15 protein-coding genes and 1 riboswitch are annotated in these 16,290 nt (G+C 61.2%); of the genes, 4 read left to right on the plus strand and 11 right to left on the minus strand.

The genetic code is table 11. The annotated features are described in order from the left end of the window. Positions 1-9: 9 nt before the first annotated feature. The gene (locus AC5LXK_RS29740; protein ID WP_493392216.1) at positions 10-828 is read right to left on the minus strand and encodes an AraC family transcriptional regulator; all 819 of its coding nucleotides are present in this window, start codon (positions 826-828) and stop codon (positions 10-12) included. A gap of 77 nt (positions 829-905) precedes the next feature. On the opposite strand from AC5LXK_RS29740, the gene panB reads away from it, so the two are divergent. Then, the gene (panB, locus tag AC5LXK_RS29745) at positions 906-1,760 is read left to right on the plus strand and encodes a 3-methyl-2-oxobutanoate hydroxymethyltransferase (RefSeq protein WP_493392217.1); all 855 of its coding nucleotides are present in this window, start codon (positions 906-908) and stop codon (positions 1,758-1,760) included. A 37-nt stretch (positions 1,761-1,797) separates the two neighbouring features. Here panB and AC5LXK_RS29750 read toward each other — a convergent pair whose 3' ends face one another. After that, positions 1,798-2,289 (minus strand): Lrp/AsnC family transcriptional regulator, encoded by a 492-nt coding sequence (locus AC5LXK_RS29750; protein ID WP_493392218.1) that lies wholly within the window; start codon positions 2,287-2,289, stop codon positions 1,798-1,800. 156 nt (positions 2,290-2,445) lie between these two features. Here AC5LXK_RS29750 and glmS point away from each other — a divergent pair, with 156 nt between their 5' ends. Beyond that, a complete protein-coding gene (glmS, locus tag AC5LXK_RS29755) occupies positions 2,446-4,275 on the plus strand; it encodes a glutamine--fructose-6-phosphate transaminase (isomerizing) (protein ID WP_493392219.1) in 1,830 nt (609 codons plus the stop codon). Positions 4,276-4,383: 108 nt separating this feature from the next. Here glmS and AC5LXK_RS29760 read toward each other — a convergent pair whose 3' ends face one another. The 9 genes from AC5LXK_RS29760 to AC5LXK_RS29800 all read right to left on the minus strand — a co-directional run bounded on the left by AC5LXK_RS29760 (position 4,384) and on the right by AC5LXK_RS29800 (position 14,135). Then, a complete protein-coding gene (locus tag AC5LXK_RS29760) occupies positions 4,384-6,180 on the minus strand; it encodes an ADP-ribosylglycohydrolase family protein (RefSeq protein ID WP_493392220.1) in 1,797 nt (598 codons plus the stop codon). Then, positions 6,177-6,869 carry a DarT ssDNA thymidine ADP-ribosyltransferase family protein gene (locus AC5LXK_RS29765; protein ID WP_493392221.1) on the minus strand — a complete coding sequence of 231 codons (693 nt, stop codon included), beginning with the start codon at positions 6,867-6,869 and terminating at the stop codon, positions 6,177-6,179. Before AC5LXK_RS29765 ends, AC5LXK_RS29760 begins: the two co-directional genes overlap by 4 nt. Further along, entirely contained in the window at positions 6,866-8,266 is a 1,401-nt protein-coding gene (locus AC5LXK_RS29770) for a 3'-5' exonuclease (RefSeq protein WP_493392222.1), read from the minus strand. Before AC5LXK_RS29770 ends, AC5LXK_RS29765 begins: the two co-directional genes overlap by 4 nt. Before the next feature lie 886 nt (positions 8,267-9,152). Beyond that, positions 9,153-9,509: a hypothetical protein gene (locus AC5LXK_RS29775; RefSeq protein ID WP_493392223.1), complete on the minus strand. Its 357-nt coding sequence runs from the start codon at positions 9,507-9,509 to the stop codon at positions 9,153-9,155. 42 nt (positions 9,510-9,551) lie between these two features. Then, positions 9,552-9,655: riboswitch (SAM-I-IV-variant riboswitch) on the minus strand. A gap of 163 nt (positions 9,656-9,818) precedes the next feature. Then, the gene (locus AC5LXK_RS29780) at positions 9,819-11,171 is read right to left on the minus strand and encodes a sensor histidine kinase (protein WP_493392224.1); all 1,353 of its coding nucleotides are present in this window, start codon (positions 11,169-11,171) and stop codon (positions 9,819-9,821) included. 48 nt (positions 11,172-11,219) lie between these two features. Further along, complete coding sequence (locus tag AC5LXK_RS29785; RefSeq protein WP_493392225.1) at positions 11,220-11,894, minus strand: response regulator transcription factor; 675 nt, start codon at positions 11,892-11,894, stop codon at positions 11,220-11,222. An 8-nt stretch (positions 11,895-11,902) separates the two neighbouring features. Further along, positions 11,903-12,718, minus strand: coding sequence for a MipA/OmpV family protein (locus AC5LXK_RS29790; protein WP_493394082.1), 816 nt, complete (start codon positions 12,716-12,718; stop codon positions 11,903-11,905). Positions 12,719-12,903: 185 nt separating this feature from the next. Next, a complete protein-coding gene (locus AC5LXK_RS29795) occupies positions 12,904-13,062 on the minus strand; it encodes a hypothetical protein (RefSeq protein ID WP_493392226.1) in 159 nt (52 codons plus the stop codon). Between the two features lie 119 nt (positions 13,063-13,181). Continuing rightward, positions 13,182-14,135 (minus strand): LysR substrate-binding domain-containing protein, encoded by a 954-nt coding sequence (locus tag AC5LXK_RS29800; protein WP_493392227.1) that lies wholly within the window; start codon positions 14,133-14,135, stop codon positions 13,182-13,184. Between the two features lie 109 nt (positions 14,136-14,244). On the opposite strand from AC5LXK_RS29800, the gene metC reads away from it, so the two are divergent. Together metC and AC5LXK_RS29810 are read left to right on the plus strand one after the other, a co-directional pair. Continuing rightward, the gene (metC, locus tag AC5LXK_RS29805) at positions 14,245-15,408 is read left to right on the plus strand and encodes a cystathionine beta-lyase (RefSeq protein ID WP_493392228.1); all 1,164 of its coding nucleotides are present in this window, start codon (positions 14,245-14,247) and stop codon (positions 15,406-15,408) included. A 42-nt stretch (positions 15,409-15,450) separates the two neighbouring features. After that, positions 15,451-16,290: an ABC transporter substrate-binding protein gene (locus tag AC5LXK_RS29810; RefSeq protein ID WP_493392229.1), complete on the plus strand. Its 840-nt coding sequence runs from the start codon at positions 15,451-15,453 to the stop codon at positions 16,288-16,290.

Below are 16,290 nucleotides of genomic sequence, written 5' to 3' on the forward strand. Positions count from 1 at the left end.
TCGTGCGCGTCACGCGCTCAACACGGGCCGGCGCACTTCGCGCTTCGCATACGCGCCGGGCGTCACGCGGAATTTCGCCTGGAACAGCGCGATGAACGACGACGTCGAGTCGTAACCCAGCGTGGCCGCCACCGTGCCGATCGGCTCGCCCGCATCGAGCAGCGGCAATGACGCGAGCAGCCGCACGGCCTGCCGCCATTCGGTGAACGACAGCCCCGTGTCCTGCCGGAACAGCCGCGACAATGTGCGCCGCGTCGCGCCGACCTGATGGCCCCATTCGTCGAGACTGCGCGTGTCGCCGGGCGCCGCATGCAACGCCCGGGCGATTTTCAGCAGACGCGGATCGCGCGGCAGCGGCACCGTCAGCGGCGCGGGCTGCATCCGTGCGATCCGGTCGGCGATCAGGCACACGAGCGCACCGTCCGGCCCCGTCTCGTCGTAGTTCACCGGCAGCTCGCCCGTCGCGATCACCAGCTCGCGCAGCAGCGGCGTCATGCAGAGGATCGTGCAATCGTCGTTCGCGTCGCTGCGTGCGATCGCCGCGTCGAGATACAGGCTGTGGAACGCGACGCAATCGCGCGTCGACACCGCATGCGGCACGTGCGGCGGAATCCACATCGCATAGTGCGGCGGCAGCAGCTGCCGGCCCGACGGCGTCGACACCTCGAGCACGCCGCGCGTCGCATACATCAGCTGGGCCCACGGATGGCTGTGCGCGTCGACGCTCACGTTGCCGGGAATCCCGAACGCACGCACGTACAGCGGCCTCGGCAGGCGCGCCATCGGCGGCACCGCGTAAGGGTCACCCGATTGTCCCGCCAGCAACATAAGACGTCCTCCGAAGGTCATTGCACGAACGAGCGCGATGCTACCGTGGCGGCTCGTCTTTCACACGGCTTCCGCACATGAGCGCTCATACCCGCACCACCCGCAAGACCGTCACCGCGATCCGCTCGACCAAAGGCATCGGCAGCCTCGTGTCGCTGACCGCATATTCCGCGCCGATGGCGAAACTCGTCGACGAAGTGGCCGACGTGATCATCGTCGGCGATTCCGTCGGCATGGTGCTGTACGGGATGCCCGATACGCTGCGCGTCACGCTCGACATGATGATTGCACACGGTGCCGCCGTCGTGCGCGGCGCCGCGCAGGCGTGCGTCGTCGTCGACCTGCCGTTCTCGACGTATCAGGAATCGCCCGCGCAGGCGTATCGCTCCGCCGCGCGCCTCCTCGCCGAAACCGGCGCGCAGGCCGTGAAGCTCGAAGGCGGCACCGAGATGGCCGACACGATCCGCTTCCTGACCGATCGCGGCATCCCGGTGATGGCGCATGTCGGCCTCATGCCGCAGCAGGCCAATGCGACGGGCGGCTTTCGCGCACAGGGGATGGACCCGCATTCGGCCGCACGGGTGTTCGACGCCGCGTGTGCGGCCGAGCAGGCCGGTGCATTCAGCGTGGTGATCGAAGGCACCGCAGAAGCGCTCGCGCGCCATCTGACCGACACGCTGACGATCCCGACGATCGGCATCGGCGCATCGCCCGCGTGCGACGGGCAAGTGCTCGTGACCGAGGACATGACCGGCGCATTCGATGCGTACACGCCGCGCTTCGTGAAGCGCTACGCCGATGCGAATGCGGTGATGCGCGACGCGATCCGCCAGTATGCGCACGACGTGCGGCAGCGCGTGTTTCCGGAGCCCGCGCATTGCTTCGGGTACGGCAAGCCGTTGCAACTGGCGGAGGCGGCCGCGGCTGCGTGATGCGTGATGCTTCTTCGGGTCGAACGGCGCAGTCGCATCACGCGCGCTTGCGCATCGCATGCGAGACGCGTGCGTTCGCTTCGAATTTCGCGCGATGCGTCGAGAAGAAGGTCCGCACGTTGCGAACGTTCGATGCGCCGGTGAACAACCGCCGTGCGAACTCGTCGTATTCGGCGACGTCGGCCAGATCGGCTACCACGACGAAATCGGGCCCCGGCGACACGCGGTAGCACTGCGTGACGGCCGGCTCCGCGCAGACGTAGGTTTCGAACGCGTCGTAGTCCTCGGCCGTCTGCCGGTCGAGGCTGATCTCGATCAGCGCGGTGACGGCCGTGCCGATCGCGACCGGGTCGAGCACCGCGACCTGCCGGCGGATCACGCCGGCTTCCGTCAGCCGCCGCACGCGACGCATGCAGGTGGGCGGCGACGACAGCGCGCGCTCGGCCAGTTGCAGGTTCGACACCGACGCGTCGTCCTGCAGGATCGCGAGGATGCGCAAGTCGAGATCGTCGAGGGTGATGCCAGCCATCGGCGGCTCCTTCCGGTCAGTGTGTGAAATTTAATTTCAACATGATCGATGATACGCCGTCCATTTCACTTTTATCTGATTTTTGAAATTTAATTCCATTTCACTGATTCTACTATCGCTCTCACGGGTCCAGACAGGACATTTACGGAGCGCGATATGTGTGGAATTGTCGGGGCGGTCGCCCAGCGGGACATCCTGCCGAACCTGGTCGACGGCCTGAAGCGGCTCGAATACCGCGGCTACGATTCGTGCGGCGTCGTGGTCTACCGCGACCGGGCGCTGGCGCGCGCCCGCAGCGTCGATCGGGTCGCCAACCTGCAGCGCGAGATCGCCGGGCAGGCGCTGTCGGGTTACACCGGCATCGCGCATACGCGCTGGGCCACGCATGGCGCGCCCGTCACGCTCAACGCGCATCCGCACTTCTCGCCGAGCGACGCAAATGCGCGCATCGCGCTGTCGCACAACGGGATCATCGAGAACTGCGATCAGTTGCGCGCGGAATTGCAGGCGCACGGTTATGTGTTCGCGAGCCAGACCGACAGCGAGGCGATCGCGCATCTGATCGACCACCTGTACGACGGCGACCTGTTCGATGCGGTCCGGCGTGCGGTGGCGCGACTGCGTGGCAGCTATGCGATTGCGGTGATGTGCCGCGACGAGCCGCACCGGATCGTCGGCGCGCGCGACGGGATGCCGCTCGTGGTGGGTGTCGGTGAAGGCGAGAATTTTCTGGCATCCGATGCGATCGCGCTGTCGGGTATCACCGATCGCATCGCGTATCTGGAGAACGGCGACGTCGCCGATATCCAGCTGCATCGTTACTGGATCGTCGATACGAACGGCCAGCGCGTCGAGCGCGCAGTGCAACGCGTCGCCGCGCATAGCGGCGCGGCCGATCTCGGGTCGTATCGTTACTACATGCAGAAGGAGATCTTCGAGCAGCCACAGGCCGTGGCCGATACGCTGCTCGACGTTTCGTCGATCATGCCGGAGCTGTTCGGCGATGGTGCGTGGCGCGTGTTCAATGATGTCGATTCGGTGCTGCTGCTCGCGTGCGGCGGCAGTTATCACGCGGCATTGACCGCGAAGTACTGGATCGAGAGCATCGCGAAGCTGCCGGCGAGCGTCGAGATTGCCAGCGAGTTTCGTTATCGCGACAGCGTGCCGAATCCGCGTACGCTGGTGGTCGCAGTGTCGCAGAGCGGCGAGACGGCGGATGTGCTCGGGGCTGTGCATGTCGCGAAACGCAGCGGGATGATGCATACGCTCGCGATCTGCAACGTCGCGACGAGTGCGCTGATGCGTGAATGTGCGCTGCAGTTCGTCACGCGGGCGGGGGTCGAGATCGGGGTGGCTTCGACGAAGGCGTTCACGACGCAGCTTGTGGCGTTGTTCCTGCTGACGTTGTCACTGGCACAGGTGCGTGGAAGGTTGAGCGACGACGAGGAGAAGGAGCATCTGCGCGCGCTGCGGCATCTGCCCGATGCGATGTCGAAAGTGCTCGCGCTGGAGCCGCAGATCATGGCGTGGTCAGAGTTGCTCGCACGACGCGACAACATGCTGTTTCTCGGGCGCGGGATGCATTATCCGATCGCGCTCGAAGGCGCGCTGAAGATGAAGGAGATTTCTTATATTCACGCGGAGGCTTATCCGGCGGGTGAGCTGAAGCATGGGCCGCTGGCGCTCGTGAGTAACGAGATGCCGGTGATCGCGGTCGCACCGAATGACATGCTGCTTGAGAAGCTCCGGTCGAACATGCATGAGGTTAGCGCGCGGAACGGGCGGCTGTTCGTGTTCGCGGATGTGGACTGCGGGTTGGTGCCGAGTGAGGGAATCGAGGTGATTCGGCTCAACGAGTACTACGGGCCGTTGTCGCCGATTCTGCATACGGTGCCGATGCAACTGCTGTCGTATCACGCCGCGCTGGCGCGGGGGACGGATATTGATAAGCCGAGGAATCTGGCGAAGTCGGTGACGGTGGAGTGAGGGGAAGCGTTGCGCAATCCCTAGCACCACCATTGCATTGCGGGGGGACTGCACGCATCGCGGCAGTCACACCTTCGAGGTTGGCACAGTACATGCACCATGATTTTCTCAATTCGTTGCATGGGCCTTTAGGCGCTCGAATACTTCGACGAGATACCCGGCAGGGTCTCGACACTCGAAAGAGCGGGTATTTCCTCGCAACACGATTTCCGAAGAGTCAACACCCGCTTCGGTCAATCTTGCCAAGCATGAGTTTACGTCGGAGACGTTGACGAAAAGTTTGACGCCCACACAAGGTTGGGGTGCGTCCGTATCTTCCCGTAAAGCAAGCGTTGATGAAAAGCGAACAACCTTTTGCGATACGCCGGTGACTTTCAGCCCCAGAAAAATTTCGTAGAATACGCGCGACTCGCCAAGGTCTATAACGAGGAGAGACATGCCAACCGCGGGTTCGAAATCAACTTCCGAGTACGGAGGAGTCTCCGCCGTCAATTCCCCCCTTCTCTGACGCTTTGTGCTCTCCGAAATGCTTTGCGGGCTGTCCAGCTTTTTGATCGACCCGCCGCCCGGAATAAACAGCGTCAACCCAGCATCCGTCGCTACTACATGCGTTTCAAATACGCGCTCGCCGAGCCGCTCGTGACGACACTCAACGGACGTCACTCGCAACCCAATCGGCAACAAGCTTCCCGATGAAACCTCGTCGCCTCTCAGTTGCCTTTTGAATTCAGCAAGGTCCCGTTTGGTTACCTGGTTGCAAGTCGCATCGGTCGTACACATGAAAACCAGATGCTTTGCAGCGTGCTGAATGTAGTCAACATCTTGAAGTTTTCTCTCATAGTTTTGCAGCCACGACGTGCCGTTTATTACACCCAGAAGACTGGCCGTCATTGACGCAAGAGTATCTGTGTCCGCCCCCTCGGACGCGGCCGCGCAACGCATGCCTTCTAACGGGGAAGCGGCATATCGGGATGCGTAGTACAGCGCTGCAACAGCGGTGGTCGTACCGGCACCATTCGTCTTTGGACTTACGCCCCCGAGTGCCTTCATGACAACCATGTCATCCGAAAGAACTCCAGCCTCCAAACCATCGATGGCATGACGACAAAGACCAACAAACTCACCTACCGTGAGACGCCAACGTTCATCGAAATCTTCTACGTGCTTTCTCGTTGCCGGAAGCCACGACAGCCACTGGTGAGAAATGTCCGGCAGTACTCCCCAGACATTTGTCTCTTCAACGCATTGGCGAAGCAAGGACCCATAGTCGAGTGTGCCGACTCTCTTGAAAGCGCTCCAGAGGATGTATCCAAAGGCGAGTGCACCTACGAGCGCCCGCGGATGGCCATGCGTCGTTACGCCGTCGGCCAGAATGTCTTCCGCCAGCGCGGAGAAGTTGACGTCTCTCGCATGAGATACGCAATGCGGCAATACACGCATCGCAACGCCATTGCCTCCGGCTTCAAAGTATCGCTTGGGAACGTCTTTGACTTTGGACTCCCACGGAGCAACTCCTGCCAGCCATGAGTTGGCTGCACGTTTCGTTGCGCCACCACCGCCGCGTTCGTAGCAAGTCCAAAAAGGCAATTCGACGCGAGCAAAATGTTCCCACCAATACTTCTCGGTCGTGCGCGAGCGCGATACGGCTAGAATAAGCTGAGTATCGTCACTATAAGCTCCTGCGTCTATTCGGTCCAAACGAGGTGAGAATCTGCTGCCGCTACGCTTCGTCCAGTCGACGAATTGACCGTTCCATTTTCGAACATCGAGTTTGCCGGCCGCTCTGCCCTCGAATGGCCAGCCGAGAGCGTCTCCGACAGCAGCACCAACAAATGCTGCAACAGCGCGTTCGGGGCTCGTAATGGTCGCCTGCTCTTCGGGACGGTTCATGATGCTTTCGCTCATACTGCGGTCTCGGCGGGGCGACGCCCCGTCCAAATATGTTGTCTCAGTTCCATTTTATCGAACAAGACCGGGGCAACAACCGTCGGCACGGTCGGTGCTGACAGGCCTAACGTGCTCCAGCGCGCTCTCTCGGTTTGGGCCTGCCTCTCCGTGCACATAGCCATGCCTTGAATGGCATCTATTGGGATGGGTCCAGGTACGAGAACTTCTGCTTGCATGTCTGTCGGTGAACAAGACAAGTGTGAGGCTTGACGCCTGAAAGACCGCCCCCCCGTCCCTTGGATTCGTGGCGCAAACATGGACTCATATCCCAACCATCCACCCGCTATCAGCGCACCGCTCTCAGCAGCTGCATTTCGCGGACAAAAGAGTGTACTGGGTGACCACAAAACCACGGGATCAATAAACAGGATCACCCAGTCCAGGAAAATCAACTCCTTTTTTGTCACGATATCAAGGTAGTAGCTATTGGGATACTCGACCGAACAGCATATCTTGTCGCGGTGTCCATCCAACCGGTATCCATCGGTCGGATTGACCTCGTCGAGGGACTCTGTGTCCAGCGTCTGACGGTCCTTCAGATATCCGGAGGCTAGGACGTGAATGAGATTTCTTGACGGCGTAAAGTGGCACAAGCGTGTAATTCCCCGCCTAGTGCAATCATTCAGGATGTCCGTGTTCGCAGTCATCGTGAACTCCTGTCGTAAAGCCAATCATCCTGTGGTAGCAATTCCGTAATGCTTCCAGTGTAGGTGAGCATTAGCGAAGTCTTTGCGCGAGTGATACCGACATAGAGGAGTCTGCTGTCTTCGGCACGTATCTCGTCCACTTCGTCCGCCTCGATGTCTTTCAAGTTCGGTATATCAGAGTCGGATAAGAATGGGAGAATTACTAGATCAAACTCAAGGCCCTTAGCAGAGTGATAGGTACCAAAGTAGGCACCATGCCCTGCCATCCAATTTGCATCTTCTCCCTTGAGTTGCGCCGCCTCGGAGGGTAAATACGGGCGGATTTCTCGAATTTTCTCGTGAGTACGTAGCAGAACTGCCACGCTTTTAGTTCGATACTGCGTTTCCACCAATTTCCCGACCAGATCGCGCTCCGCTTCCGGATCGACGAAGCGAACGAGTGCTGGTTTGGGGCCGTCGGCAGCAGACACAATCGGCGCAATCATGTCCTGGCCACCCAGAAAATACGGCATCTCTGACACTGCAACTGCTAGATTGGCAATGTTGCGCGTGTTTCGGTAATTTTTCTCGAAGCGCCAGACCTGTCGCGTTTGAAATCCAACCTCCCGCCAACTCATTCCACGACCGTGACCATAGATTCGCTGCGCTACATCCCCAAAAAATGTAATGGAGCCGCCTGCTGGAATAGTCTTCGTTAAGGACCGAATCATCTCTATTGAAAGGTCTTGTCCTTCGTCCACAATGACATGCTTGTACATCCTTGGACGCTCATCCTGGTCCAGTGAACTCGACACCGCGGCTGCAATGTCGTCCAGGTCGTAGAGCTTTCCTGATTTCGCTCTCAATTCACGGTAGCGCTCAAGTATTTCCCACATGATGGGGCGCAACACGCGATCCATCTGTGCCGAAGCTCGACCTGTCCGAGTTACTTCGTTGTAGCGGTCGACCGATTCGATATTGCGCCCGTTCAACCACTGTATCTCGTCTAGAAAAAATTTCAGCGGCCGATGGAAGAAGGCATGATCTTCATAGCTGTCTTTGATGTCTTGAAGCGCCCGTTCGATGAGCTGCTCGCGCTGACGTGGTATTGCGATACACCGGTCGGGTAGTTTGTCGCACGACTTCAGATAGCCACGAGCAAAGAGGTGGTAGTTCCGAACATCAACATTTTCTGGAATCTCGCTCCCGAAACTCTTGATGTAGTTCATCAGCGCTTTGTTGTACGTGACAATCAACGTTCTGCCCGCATCCGGCAGAAGATTGTTCGTCAGATACCTTGCGCGAGCCACTGCCATCGTAGTCTTGCCGCTACCGGCGGTGCCGAGTACTACGTGCTGCCCGGTTGCTGGTAGACACACGACTTCCAGCTGCTTTCCTATTGGTTTTGGTAATGCCATATAAATGCAACCGCCGCCTTCAGCGTTCTCCGTTTTCGTTTTAGTGGCTAGCGAATGTGCCTTACTACCATAAATTTCTGCTGAGCATCAGGCGTGATCCCGAACTATTTTTCACACCACTCCACTCGATAAGACTTGGTACATCTATCATGAAACTGCCTTTGATGCTGCTTTCAACAACGCATGCCGCATATCCCATCTCACAGTCGCTTTAGGGACGTAAAATTTGCAACACAAGACGCGATTAGGTGCATAAAATGAAAAACTGAAATTACACACCCAATGCGCCTCGATGTTTACTCTATCCCCTGATGATACCCAATACTAAGGATACTTGTCAGTGCTTGCATGATCATCGCGAGCATTGAACACTACGTCCCGTGGCCCAACCTGGATTTGGGAGTATGCCCACACATCGCTGTCAGATACATCTTGACGCCGAACACATCAATCATGATGTCAAGCCTAGCGCCTCAATTTCGAGATCAAACTATTCGGATGTGGAGCAAACCGAAAAACACGGGGAATTTATGTCTCGACAGAAAAATAACGAGTGATCATTTCTATGACGACTGCATAAAGTCTACGCAGATTGTGGGGGATATTTCTTTCGAGCAACCATTGAATCGGTAGAATCTGACCGCCTATGGATAGCATAGAGTGCTTTCCGCGACTATGCGCTTGGCCAAATCTCACGTAAAGAGAATCATTGAATACTACTTGTCTGTCGCATCGCCTTACGTTTTTGCAAAGCGTAGAGCCTCAATGGCGCAGCGCGGTGACACTGTAAGTTCTTGATTTTTCGCTGACAGCGGTCACGGAAGCGCATCCTTCTGCGCTCGCAAACAAAATTATTCAACATCGGCATCATCAACGAATGCCTCGCCTAACGCCCGCTCCCCGATGCATTTTCGGCGGTAGCCGAACCACCCCGCACGAAATGATGCTCCACCCTCGTGCGGAGCACACCCTCCAGCGCAGCAAGCCGTTCACGCAGCCGCACCGCCTGCCCTTCCGTCATTTCACCGAGAACGATCTTCTGCTCGAGCACATCACCACGCCGGGCGATGGCCCACCGATCGACCGTGGCCGTTTCACCTTCGAGCACAGCTGCAGCTGTCGAGACGATGCCCGGATTCAATCCCGATACGAGATGAACCGTGTGCGTCAGCGTAAAACCGGGAAGAAACTGCGACCAGTCTTCACAGACTGCCGGGCGGGAAGTGGAGGAAACTTGGCTCATGGTAGCTCCGGTTAAGTGATTACCGAACCGGTGCCAGCCGTGCTGCTCCCGTTTCGTTGCCGTAAATCGGCCGCATCGCCTCAGGGGCGTCCACCTTGCCCGGGAGGGCAGGTTGGCGTCGGAGAATCCGACTCTGGATGCTTGACTTCTCACGTTCGACATTTCGAACTTTGATTCATTATATCGAAAAATCGACACCGGGCAAGTGGCTATCGAAAAGCAGCACTTCTGCGGCACAGGCCCCCTCGCCCCGAGGGAACCCACGGACCTGCACGCCCCGCATAAGGGTCGGAATCCCCTCAAACCAGCCTAAAACCACACGCTGAACCGCGTCCCTGTCGCCAGCACATCGACCGTCAGTTTCCATTGATGGGCCACCGCAATCTCCTTGCAGATCGCCAGCCCGAGACCGGCCCCGTCGTACCGCGAATCCGGCGCCCGCCAGTATCGGTCGAAGAGCCGCGGCAGATGCTCCCGCTGAATGCCCGGCCCTTCATCGTCGACATGAATCGCCGTGTCGAGAACGGTCAGCACGACGACGCCGTCCGAAGGCGACGCGTTGATCGCATTCTCGAGAAGGTTCTTGAGCAGGATGAAAAGCGCCCCGCTATCCGCCCGTATGGGTGAAGCGGATTCGCGCGCTTCGATATGGAGCTTCACCTGCTTCGCATCCGCTTTTCCGGCCAGCAGGCTCACGACGTCTCGCGCAACGTCGACGCCGTTCACGTCGCCGAAGCTGAAGTTCTGCGCCTCGCTCACTTCGGCCAGATGCAGTAGCTGCTTGACCTGCCGCGCCATCAGGTCGATCTCGCGAAGGAGCAGCGCCTTCTGCCGGATATCGGGCTGCAGCTCGATCTGGCCTCTGACCAGCGTAAGCGGCGTCTGCAACTCATGCGCGGCATCGGCCAGAAACTGCTGCTGAACCGCGAAGCCGTTCTCGAGCCGGGTCAGTGCATCGTTGAACGCATCGATCAGCGGCTTGATCTCGCTCGGAATGCCATCCGGGGACAACCGCGTCTTCAGGTTACGCGGCTCGATGCCCGTCGCCGCACGCGATACCTCCCGCAACGGCTTCAGCACGCGGCTGATCGTCAACGGCAGCGTCAGCCCGAAAATGATGGTCGCAATGGCCAGCACAAACCCGACGGTCTTCGGTATCGGATCGATTCTCGCGATGATGAGCGCATCGAGCAGCTGCCTGCTTTGCGCCACCTGCACGTAATAAACGACGCTGCCGTTCGATGCGCGCTGCGTGGCAACCGAATACGCGTTGCCGTCGATCGTGGCGGGCCGTACCTTGCCGGCCGCCTTCGCGAGGTCCTCCGTCAACCACGGCCGATCGCCGTTCGAAGGCATCGACGCCAGCAACGTCTTCCCCGTCGCATCGAGCACGCGATACTTCACCTCGGTCGGCAGGAGCCGGAACATCAGCGCCGGACGCTCGCCCAGTTGCACCGCTGCCGGACGCCCGGTGGCGTCGAAGCGCAAGCCGGCCTCGATATGATGGATGCTCTCCATCTGCTGCCGTCGCCCGAAGAACTCCGGGTACTGATCGAGGGCATACACCGACAGCGCGGACAGCAGCGCCAGGCTGATCGCGAACGCAACGACGTTGGTCACCCACAGACGCGTCGACAGGCGTCGAATCCAGTGATGGAACATGATGGCTTTCTTACCCTGAAGCAGCAACGAGCGAGACGCGACGAAGCGTCATGCGTCCCGCAGTGCGAAGCCGGCACCGCGGATATTGGTCAGCCGCATCGTTGCACCGATCGCAGCCAGCTTCTTGCGCAAGCGGTGCACGGTCACCTCGAGCGCGTTCGGCGTGACCGCCTCCCCGAGCCCCCATGCGGCATGCTCGAGGATCGAATGCCGTACGGTCCGGCCGGCGGCTTCGATCAGGCAAAGCATGATCTGCAACTCGGCCGGCGCAAGCAGCACCGTCCGGTCGCCACATCGCATCACACGCTGCGGCGGATCCACTGTGACATCCGAGAACGACGCGACGAGCGTCGTCAGCAGCGCCGGGCGCCGCATCAGCGTGCGCACGCGCGCGACGAGTTCGCTCATTTCGAACGGCTTGGTCACGTAATCGTCGGCACCGCTTTCGAGCCCGTCGATGCGATCATGCAACGCGTCGCGCGCCGTCAGCATCAGGCAAGGCGTCATTCGCCCTGCCGCGCGCAGCGTCCGCAGGAACGCCAGCCCTTCCCCGTCGGGCAATCCGCGGTCGATGATCATCAACGCGTAGTCGGCCCGATCCACACCATAAGCGGCTTCCCGCACGTTGCCGAACCGGTCGGATTCGATTCCCGCAGCGGCCAACGCCTGGGACAACAGGTCGGCGAGGCGCTCATGATCCTCGACAATCGCCACTCTTGGCATACTCGCACTCACTTGAACCGATACATGTAGCCAATCCTGGCTTCGGGAACGAACCGTCTTCCGACGATCGGGCTGTCGGTGATGGCATCGCCGAGACGCGTCACGCCGACGTCCACAAAGATCGTCTGCTGCTTGGTCGGGCGGTAGTCGATACGCGTGCCGGCCGACACGTTCACGGTCGAACCCGCGCTGTAGGCGGCGCGCCACGCGCGCGCCTCCGATGGTCGCACGCCGTAATAGTAGTCGACGTATTTGTCGCTCAGCCATTCCGCACCGACGTGCGGCGCGACCGAGAATGGGCCGAAAGCAAACGCCTTCTCGAAGCCGATTTTCGCGCGCTCGCCCTTGTTTCCGCCGAACAGGAAGGTGCCCGTCAACGTACCGAGCCCGGTGCCCCACGCCAGTGCAGGCCCGTACCATAGTGCGCCCTTGCGATTTTCCATGCCGTTCAGGATCGGCGCGTCCGAGCCCTTGTAGCCGTCGAAGAGCGAGAACTGGCCGCGCAGCGCGACGCTGACACCGCCCCAGCTGCCGATTTTCAGGTCGGCCGTGGTACCGATGGCCTGTACCCACTTGTTGTCGAAATAGACCAGCGGAAACGGCAACACGCGGTTGCTATCGCCCTGGTAGACCGACGGCGCGATGCCGACTCCGGCACCCAGCCCCCAATGCGTCACGTTCGTCGCGTTGTCGAGTATGGTCAGCCCCGAATTGCCGGTGTCGGGCGGGATCATGCCCTCGTCCGCCCACGCGGACGCAGACGAAAGTGCAAATGATGCGGCAAGCAGCAATAACGGACGTTCGCGGCGGGAAGCAGTTTTCACAATCATTTTCCTGGAGTCGACGATCGAAACGGGGGCTACTGTAGGACCAGTCGACTTACCGCTCACTTACCAGGAAAAATATCGTCGTACCGTGGACTGCCCGGGAAATCCAGATGGCGGGAAATATCGGCGCAGGGCGTGCATGTGTCGCCTTGCGGGCTTGAGAAACGCGGTGCCGAACTCCGTCAGAACACCATATGCGACCCGACCCGCGCCACCGCCTGGCTCGCGGAACGGCCTGCGGTGCGGTCCCGGTCGAACGCGCCGGGCTGGTTGTCCAGAAGTGCGAGCCGCTGGAACGGGCCATTCCGGAAACCGTACAGCCCGGAAATGTCCCGAGACATTGCATTGCCCTTCGAAAAGAGCGAATCCATTATCAAGTCGTACTGATTGCCCACCGTGATGCTGCCGAATCCCTCATGGACATCGGGGCGTCCGTGCACGCCCCCGGGCAGCCGCCACCTCAACCGCCACCGCCCGCCCCCCGCGCACTCCCCCGCCCCTTCCTGCCTGACAACGCAGCCAACGCATTCCGGTCGGCCTCCAGCTGAATCCGCATGTGCTGCAGAAACACCCGCGCGTTCTCCGACATCGGCGTGCCCGGACGAAACACCAGCACGCCCGTAAACGCGACGTCGACATCGAACGGCCTGACGACCAGCCCGCGCTGGACGAAATCGAGCGCCACGAGCGGATGCGCGAACCCCACGCCCACGCCGGCCAGCGCGAGTTCGCACACGGTGTGCGAATACGGCGTTTCCACCAGCGGCTTCAGCGCGACACCGAGCCCGCGCAACTGCGTTTCGAGCCGCAACCGCGTGCTGTCCTCCGGGTTCAGCGCGATGAAGGGCGCCTGCGACAGATCCTCGGCCCTGATCACGCTTTTGGCCGCGAGCGGATGCCCGGCGCTCATCACGGCCACGCCCGGCATGCTGACGAACGACGAATGCTCCAGCCCGGCCATCGACATCTCGTCGGACATCAACCCGAAATCCACCTGCCCGGCCGACACCTTCTCGTGAACCTCGCGCGAGCTCATCACTTGCAGCGAAATCTGCACGTCGCGCGCCGCCGCGTCGAACGACGCGATCACGCGCGGCAGGAAGCCGGTGCCGAGTGCGGGCAGCGACGCGATCGCAAGCCGCCCCAAACCGTACGAACGCAGGCTGCGGATCCGGTGCTCGATCACCTCGAAGCCGAGAAAGTAGCGATCCACGTCGCGCATCAGCGCGACGGCTTCCTGCGTCGGCACGAGACGGCTGCGCACGCGCTCGAACAGCCGGAACCCGGCCATGCCTTCGAGCCGCCGGATCGACTGGCTCACCGCCGGCTGCGAAATCTCCAGCACGCCGGCCGCCTTGCTGGTGCTGCCGGCGTTCATCACGGCCCGGAACACCTCGATATCGCGCACGCTCACCTATAACCTCTGCTTATCAACCTAATTATTTCCGATGTTGATGCAAACCGGCGCGAAAGTAAAACTTCATGTCATCCCATCTGACAGCCACGGAAACCAGACCCGCACCATGACGACCACCACGCCGCTCCCCCCGCAACCGTTCCGCAGCCTGTCGCCGGCGGTCATGCGCGCATCGACCGTCGTGTTCGATTCGCTCGACGATTTCGCCCGCCGCAAGGAGCGCCAGCCCGACGGCTACAGCTACGGCATCACCGGCACGCCGACTGCGCGCGAACTGGAACGCCGCATCGCCGCGCTCGAAGGCGGCGCGCACTGCGTGCTTGCGCCGTCCGGACAGGCCGCGCTGATGACGTCCGTGATGGGCTTCGTGCGCGGCGGCGATCACCTGCTCGTGTCGGCGGCCTGCTACGGCGCGCTCAAGACCTTCGCGCAGAAATGGCTCGCGCTGTTCGCCGTCGAAGTCGAACTGTACGAACCGTCGATCGGCGCCGGCATCGAGCGGTACGTGAGGCCGAATACGCGCATGATCTGCATGGAATCGCCGGGCACGGTGACGATGGAGATGCCGGACATCCCCGCGATCGTCGACGTCGCGCGCCGCCACGGCGTGATGACGATGATGGACAACACGTGGGCCAGCCCGCTCGCGTTCCGTCCGCTCGAGCACGGCGTGGACCTGAGCGTCGAAGCGGCCACGAAGCTGTTCGGCGGCCACTCCGACCTGCTGCTCGGCGCGATCAGCATGAACGACTTCGGCTACTACGAGACGTTGCGCGAGACGCAGAGCATCCTGGGCCAGCAGGCGAGCCCCGACGACTGCTTCCTCGTGCTGCGCGGCCTCGAAACCCTCAAGGTCCGTTTCGACGCGCAAAGCGCGGCGGCGCTGCGCGTCGCGCAATCGCTCGAAGCGCATCCGGCCGTGCGCAAGGTGCTGTTCCCCGCGCTGCCGTCCGATACCGGCCACGCGATCTGGAAGCGCGATTTCTCCGGCAACGGCTGCCTGTTCTCGCTGATGCTCGAACCCGCGCCGGAAGCCGCGTTCACCGCGTTCTTCGATGCGCTGCGCCACTTCGCGATCGGCGCGAGCTGGGGCGGCGTGCACAGCCTCGCCGCGTACTACCCGGCGCCGCTGCAGGCCCAGCGCCCGTTCCCGCTGACCGACCAGCCGATCATCCGCCTGTCGATCGGGCTCGAATCCCCCGATCTGCTGATCGACGATCTGTGCACCGGCCTCGCCGCGTTCACCGACGTCCGGAACCGCGCAGCGTAACGCGCCAGTCGTGCGCGACAAACCGACACCCAAGGAGACACCATGAAAAATCAGACCACACGCGCGCTGGCCAGATGCCTCGTCACGCTCGGCATCACGGGCGCGCTGGCATTGTCCAGCGCTCATGCCGGTGCGGCGGACCTGCTCGCGGCCGCACGCACCAGCGGCACGCTGCGGGTCGCGAACACGCAGAGCAGCCCGCCGTGGAGCCTGCTGGACGACCGCAACCAGCCGGCCGGCTATGACGTCGAAGTCGCGCGCGAAGTCGGCAAGCGCATCGGCGTGAAGCAGGTCGTGTTCATCGCCGATGCGTACAAGAACTTCGTCGAAGGGCTCAAGGCCGGCAAGTACGACCTCGTGATGAACGACCTGACGCCGACGGCCGAGCGCAGCAAGCAGGTCGATTTCGCGAAGCCGTACGGCGTCGAAGATTTCCGCATCTTCGTGCGCACCGACAACGCGAACATCCACGGGCAGGCAGATCTCAAGGGCAAGCGCGTCGGCGTGACCACGGGCTCGTCGAACGAAGCCTGGGCGCGCGCACATCTGAAGGATTCCGACATCCGCGCGTACGACAACGGCGGCCTCGTGTTCAACGATCTCGGCAGCGGCCGCCTCGACGCCGTGATCATCTCCCACTTCGGCGGGATGAAATACGCGAACGTGAATCACCTGCCGGTCAAGGAAGTCGGCGAACCGCTGATCTACCAGCTTTCCGCACCGGCACTCGTGAAGGGGCAACCGGCGCTGCTTGCCGCCGTCGACAAGGCGATCGACGACATGGCGGCCGACGGCACGCTCGAACGGCTCGCGAAACGCTGGGTCGGCCCGACCTACGACATGGTCGGCAACATCGCCAAGGCGAAGGCGCAGAAGGAGTAA

The organism is Burkholderia pulmonis, assembly GCF_984667975.1.

Excerpts from the sequence above, each read along its gene's own strand:
- AC5LXK_RS29775 (WP_493392223.1), bottom strand. The coding sequence starts at position 9,509 with ATGAGCCAAGTTTCCTCCACTTCCCGCCCGGCAGTCTGTGAAGACTGG.
- AC5LXK_RS29810 (WP_493392229.1), top strand. The coding sequence starts at position 15,451 with ATGAAAAATCAGACCACACGCGCGCTGGCCAGATGCCTCGTCACGCTC.
- metC (WP_493392228.1), top strand. The coding sequence starts at position 14,245 with ATGACGACCACCACGCCGCTCCCCCCGCAACCGTTCCGCAGCCTGTCG.
- AC5LXK_RS29740 (WP_493392216.1), bottom strand. The coding sequence starts at position 828 with ATGTTGCTGGCGGGACAATCGGGTGACCCTTACGCGGTGCCGCCGATG.
- AC5LXK_RS29780 (WP_493392224.1), bottom strand. The coding sequence starts at position 11,171 with ATGTTCCATCACTGGATTCGACGCCTGTCGACGCGTCTGTGGGTGACC.
- AC5LXK_RS29770 (WP_493392222.1), bottom strand. The coding sequence starts at position 8,266 with ATGGCATTACCAAAACCAATAGGAAAGCAGCTGGAAGTCGTGTGTCTA.
- AC5LXK_RS29765 (WP_493392221.1), bottom strand. The coding sequence starts at position 6,869 with ATGACTGCGAACACGGACATCCTGAATGATTGCACTAGGCGGGGAATT.
- AC5LXK_RS29760 (WP_493392220.1), bottom strand. The coding sequence starts at position 6,180 with ATGAGCGAAAGCATCATGAACCGTCCCGAAGAGCAGGCGACCATTACG.
- AC5LXK_RS29795 (WP_493392226.1), bottom strand. The coding sequence starts at position 13,062 with ATGTCTCGGGACATTTCCGGGCTGTACGGTTTCCGGAATGGCCCGTTC.
- panB (WP_493392217.1), top strand. The coding sequence starts at position 906 with ATGAGCGCTCATACCCGCACCACCCGCAAGACCGTCACCGCGATCCGC.
- AC5LXK_RS29785 (WP_493392225.1), bottom strand. The coding sequence starts at position 11,894 with ATGCCAAGAGTGGCGATTGTCGAGGATCATGAGCGCCTCGCCGACCTG.
- glmS (WP_493392219.1), top strand. The coding sequence starts at position 2,446 with ATGTGTGGAATTGTCGGGGCGGTCGCCCAGCGGGACATCCTGCCGAAC.
- AC5LXK_RS29750 (WP_493392218.1), bottom strand. The coding sequence starts at position 2,289 with ATGGCTGGCATCACCCTCGACGATCTCGACTTGCGCATCCTCGCGATC.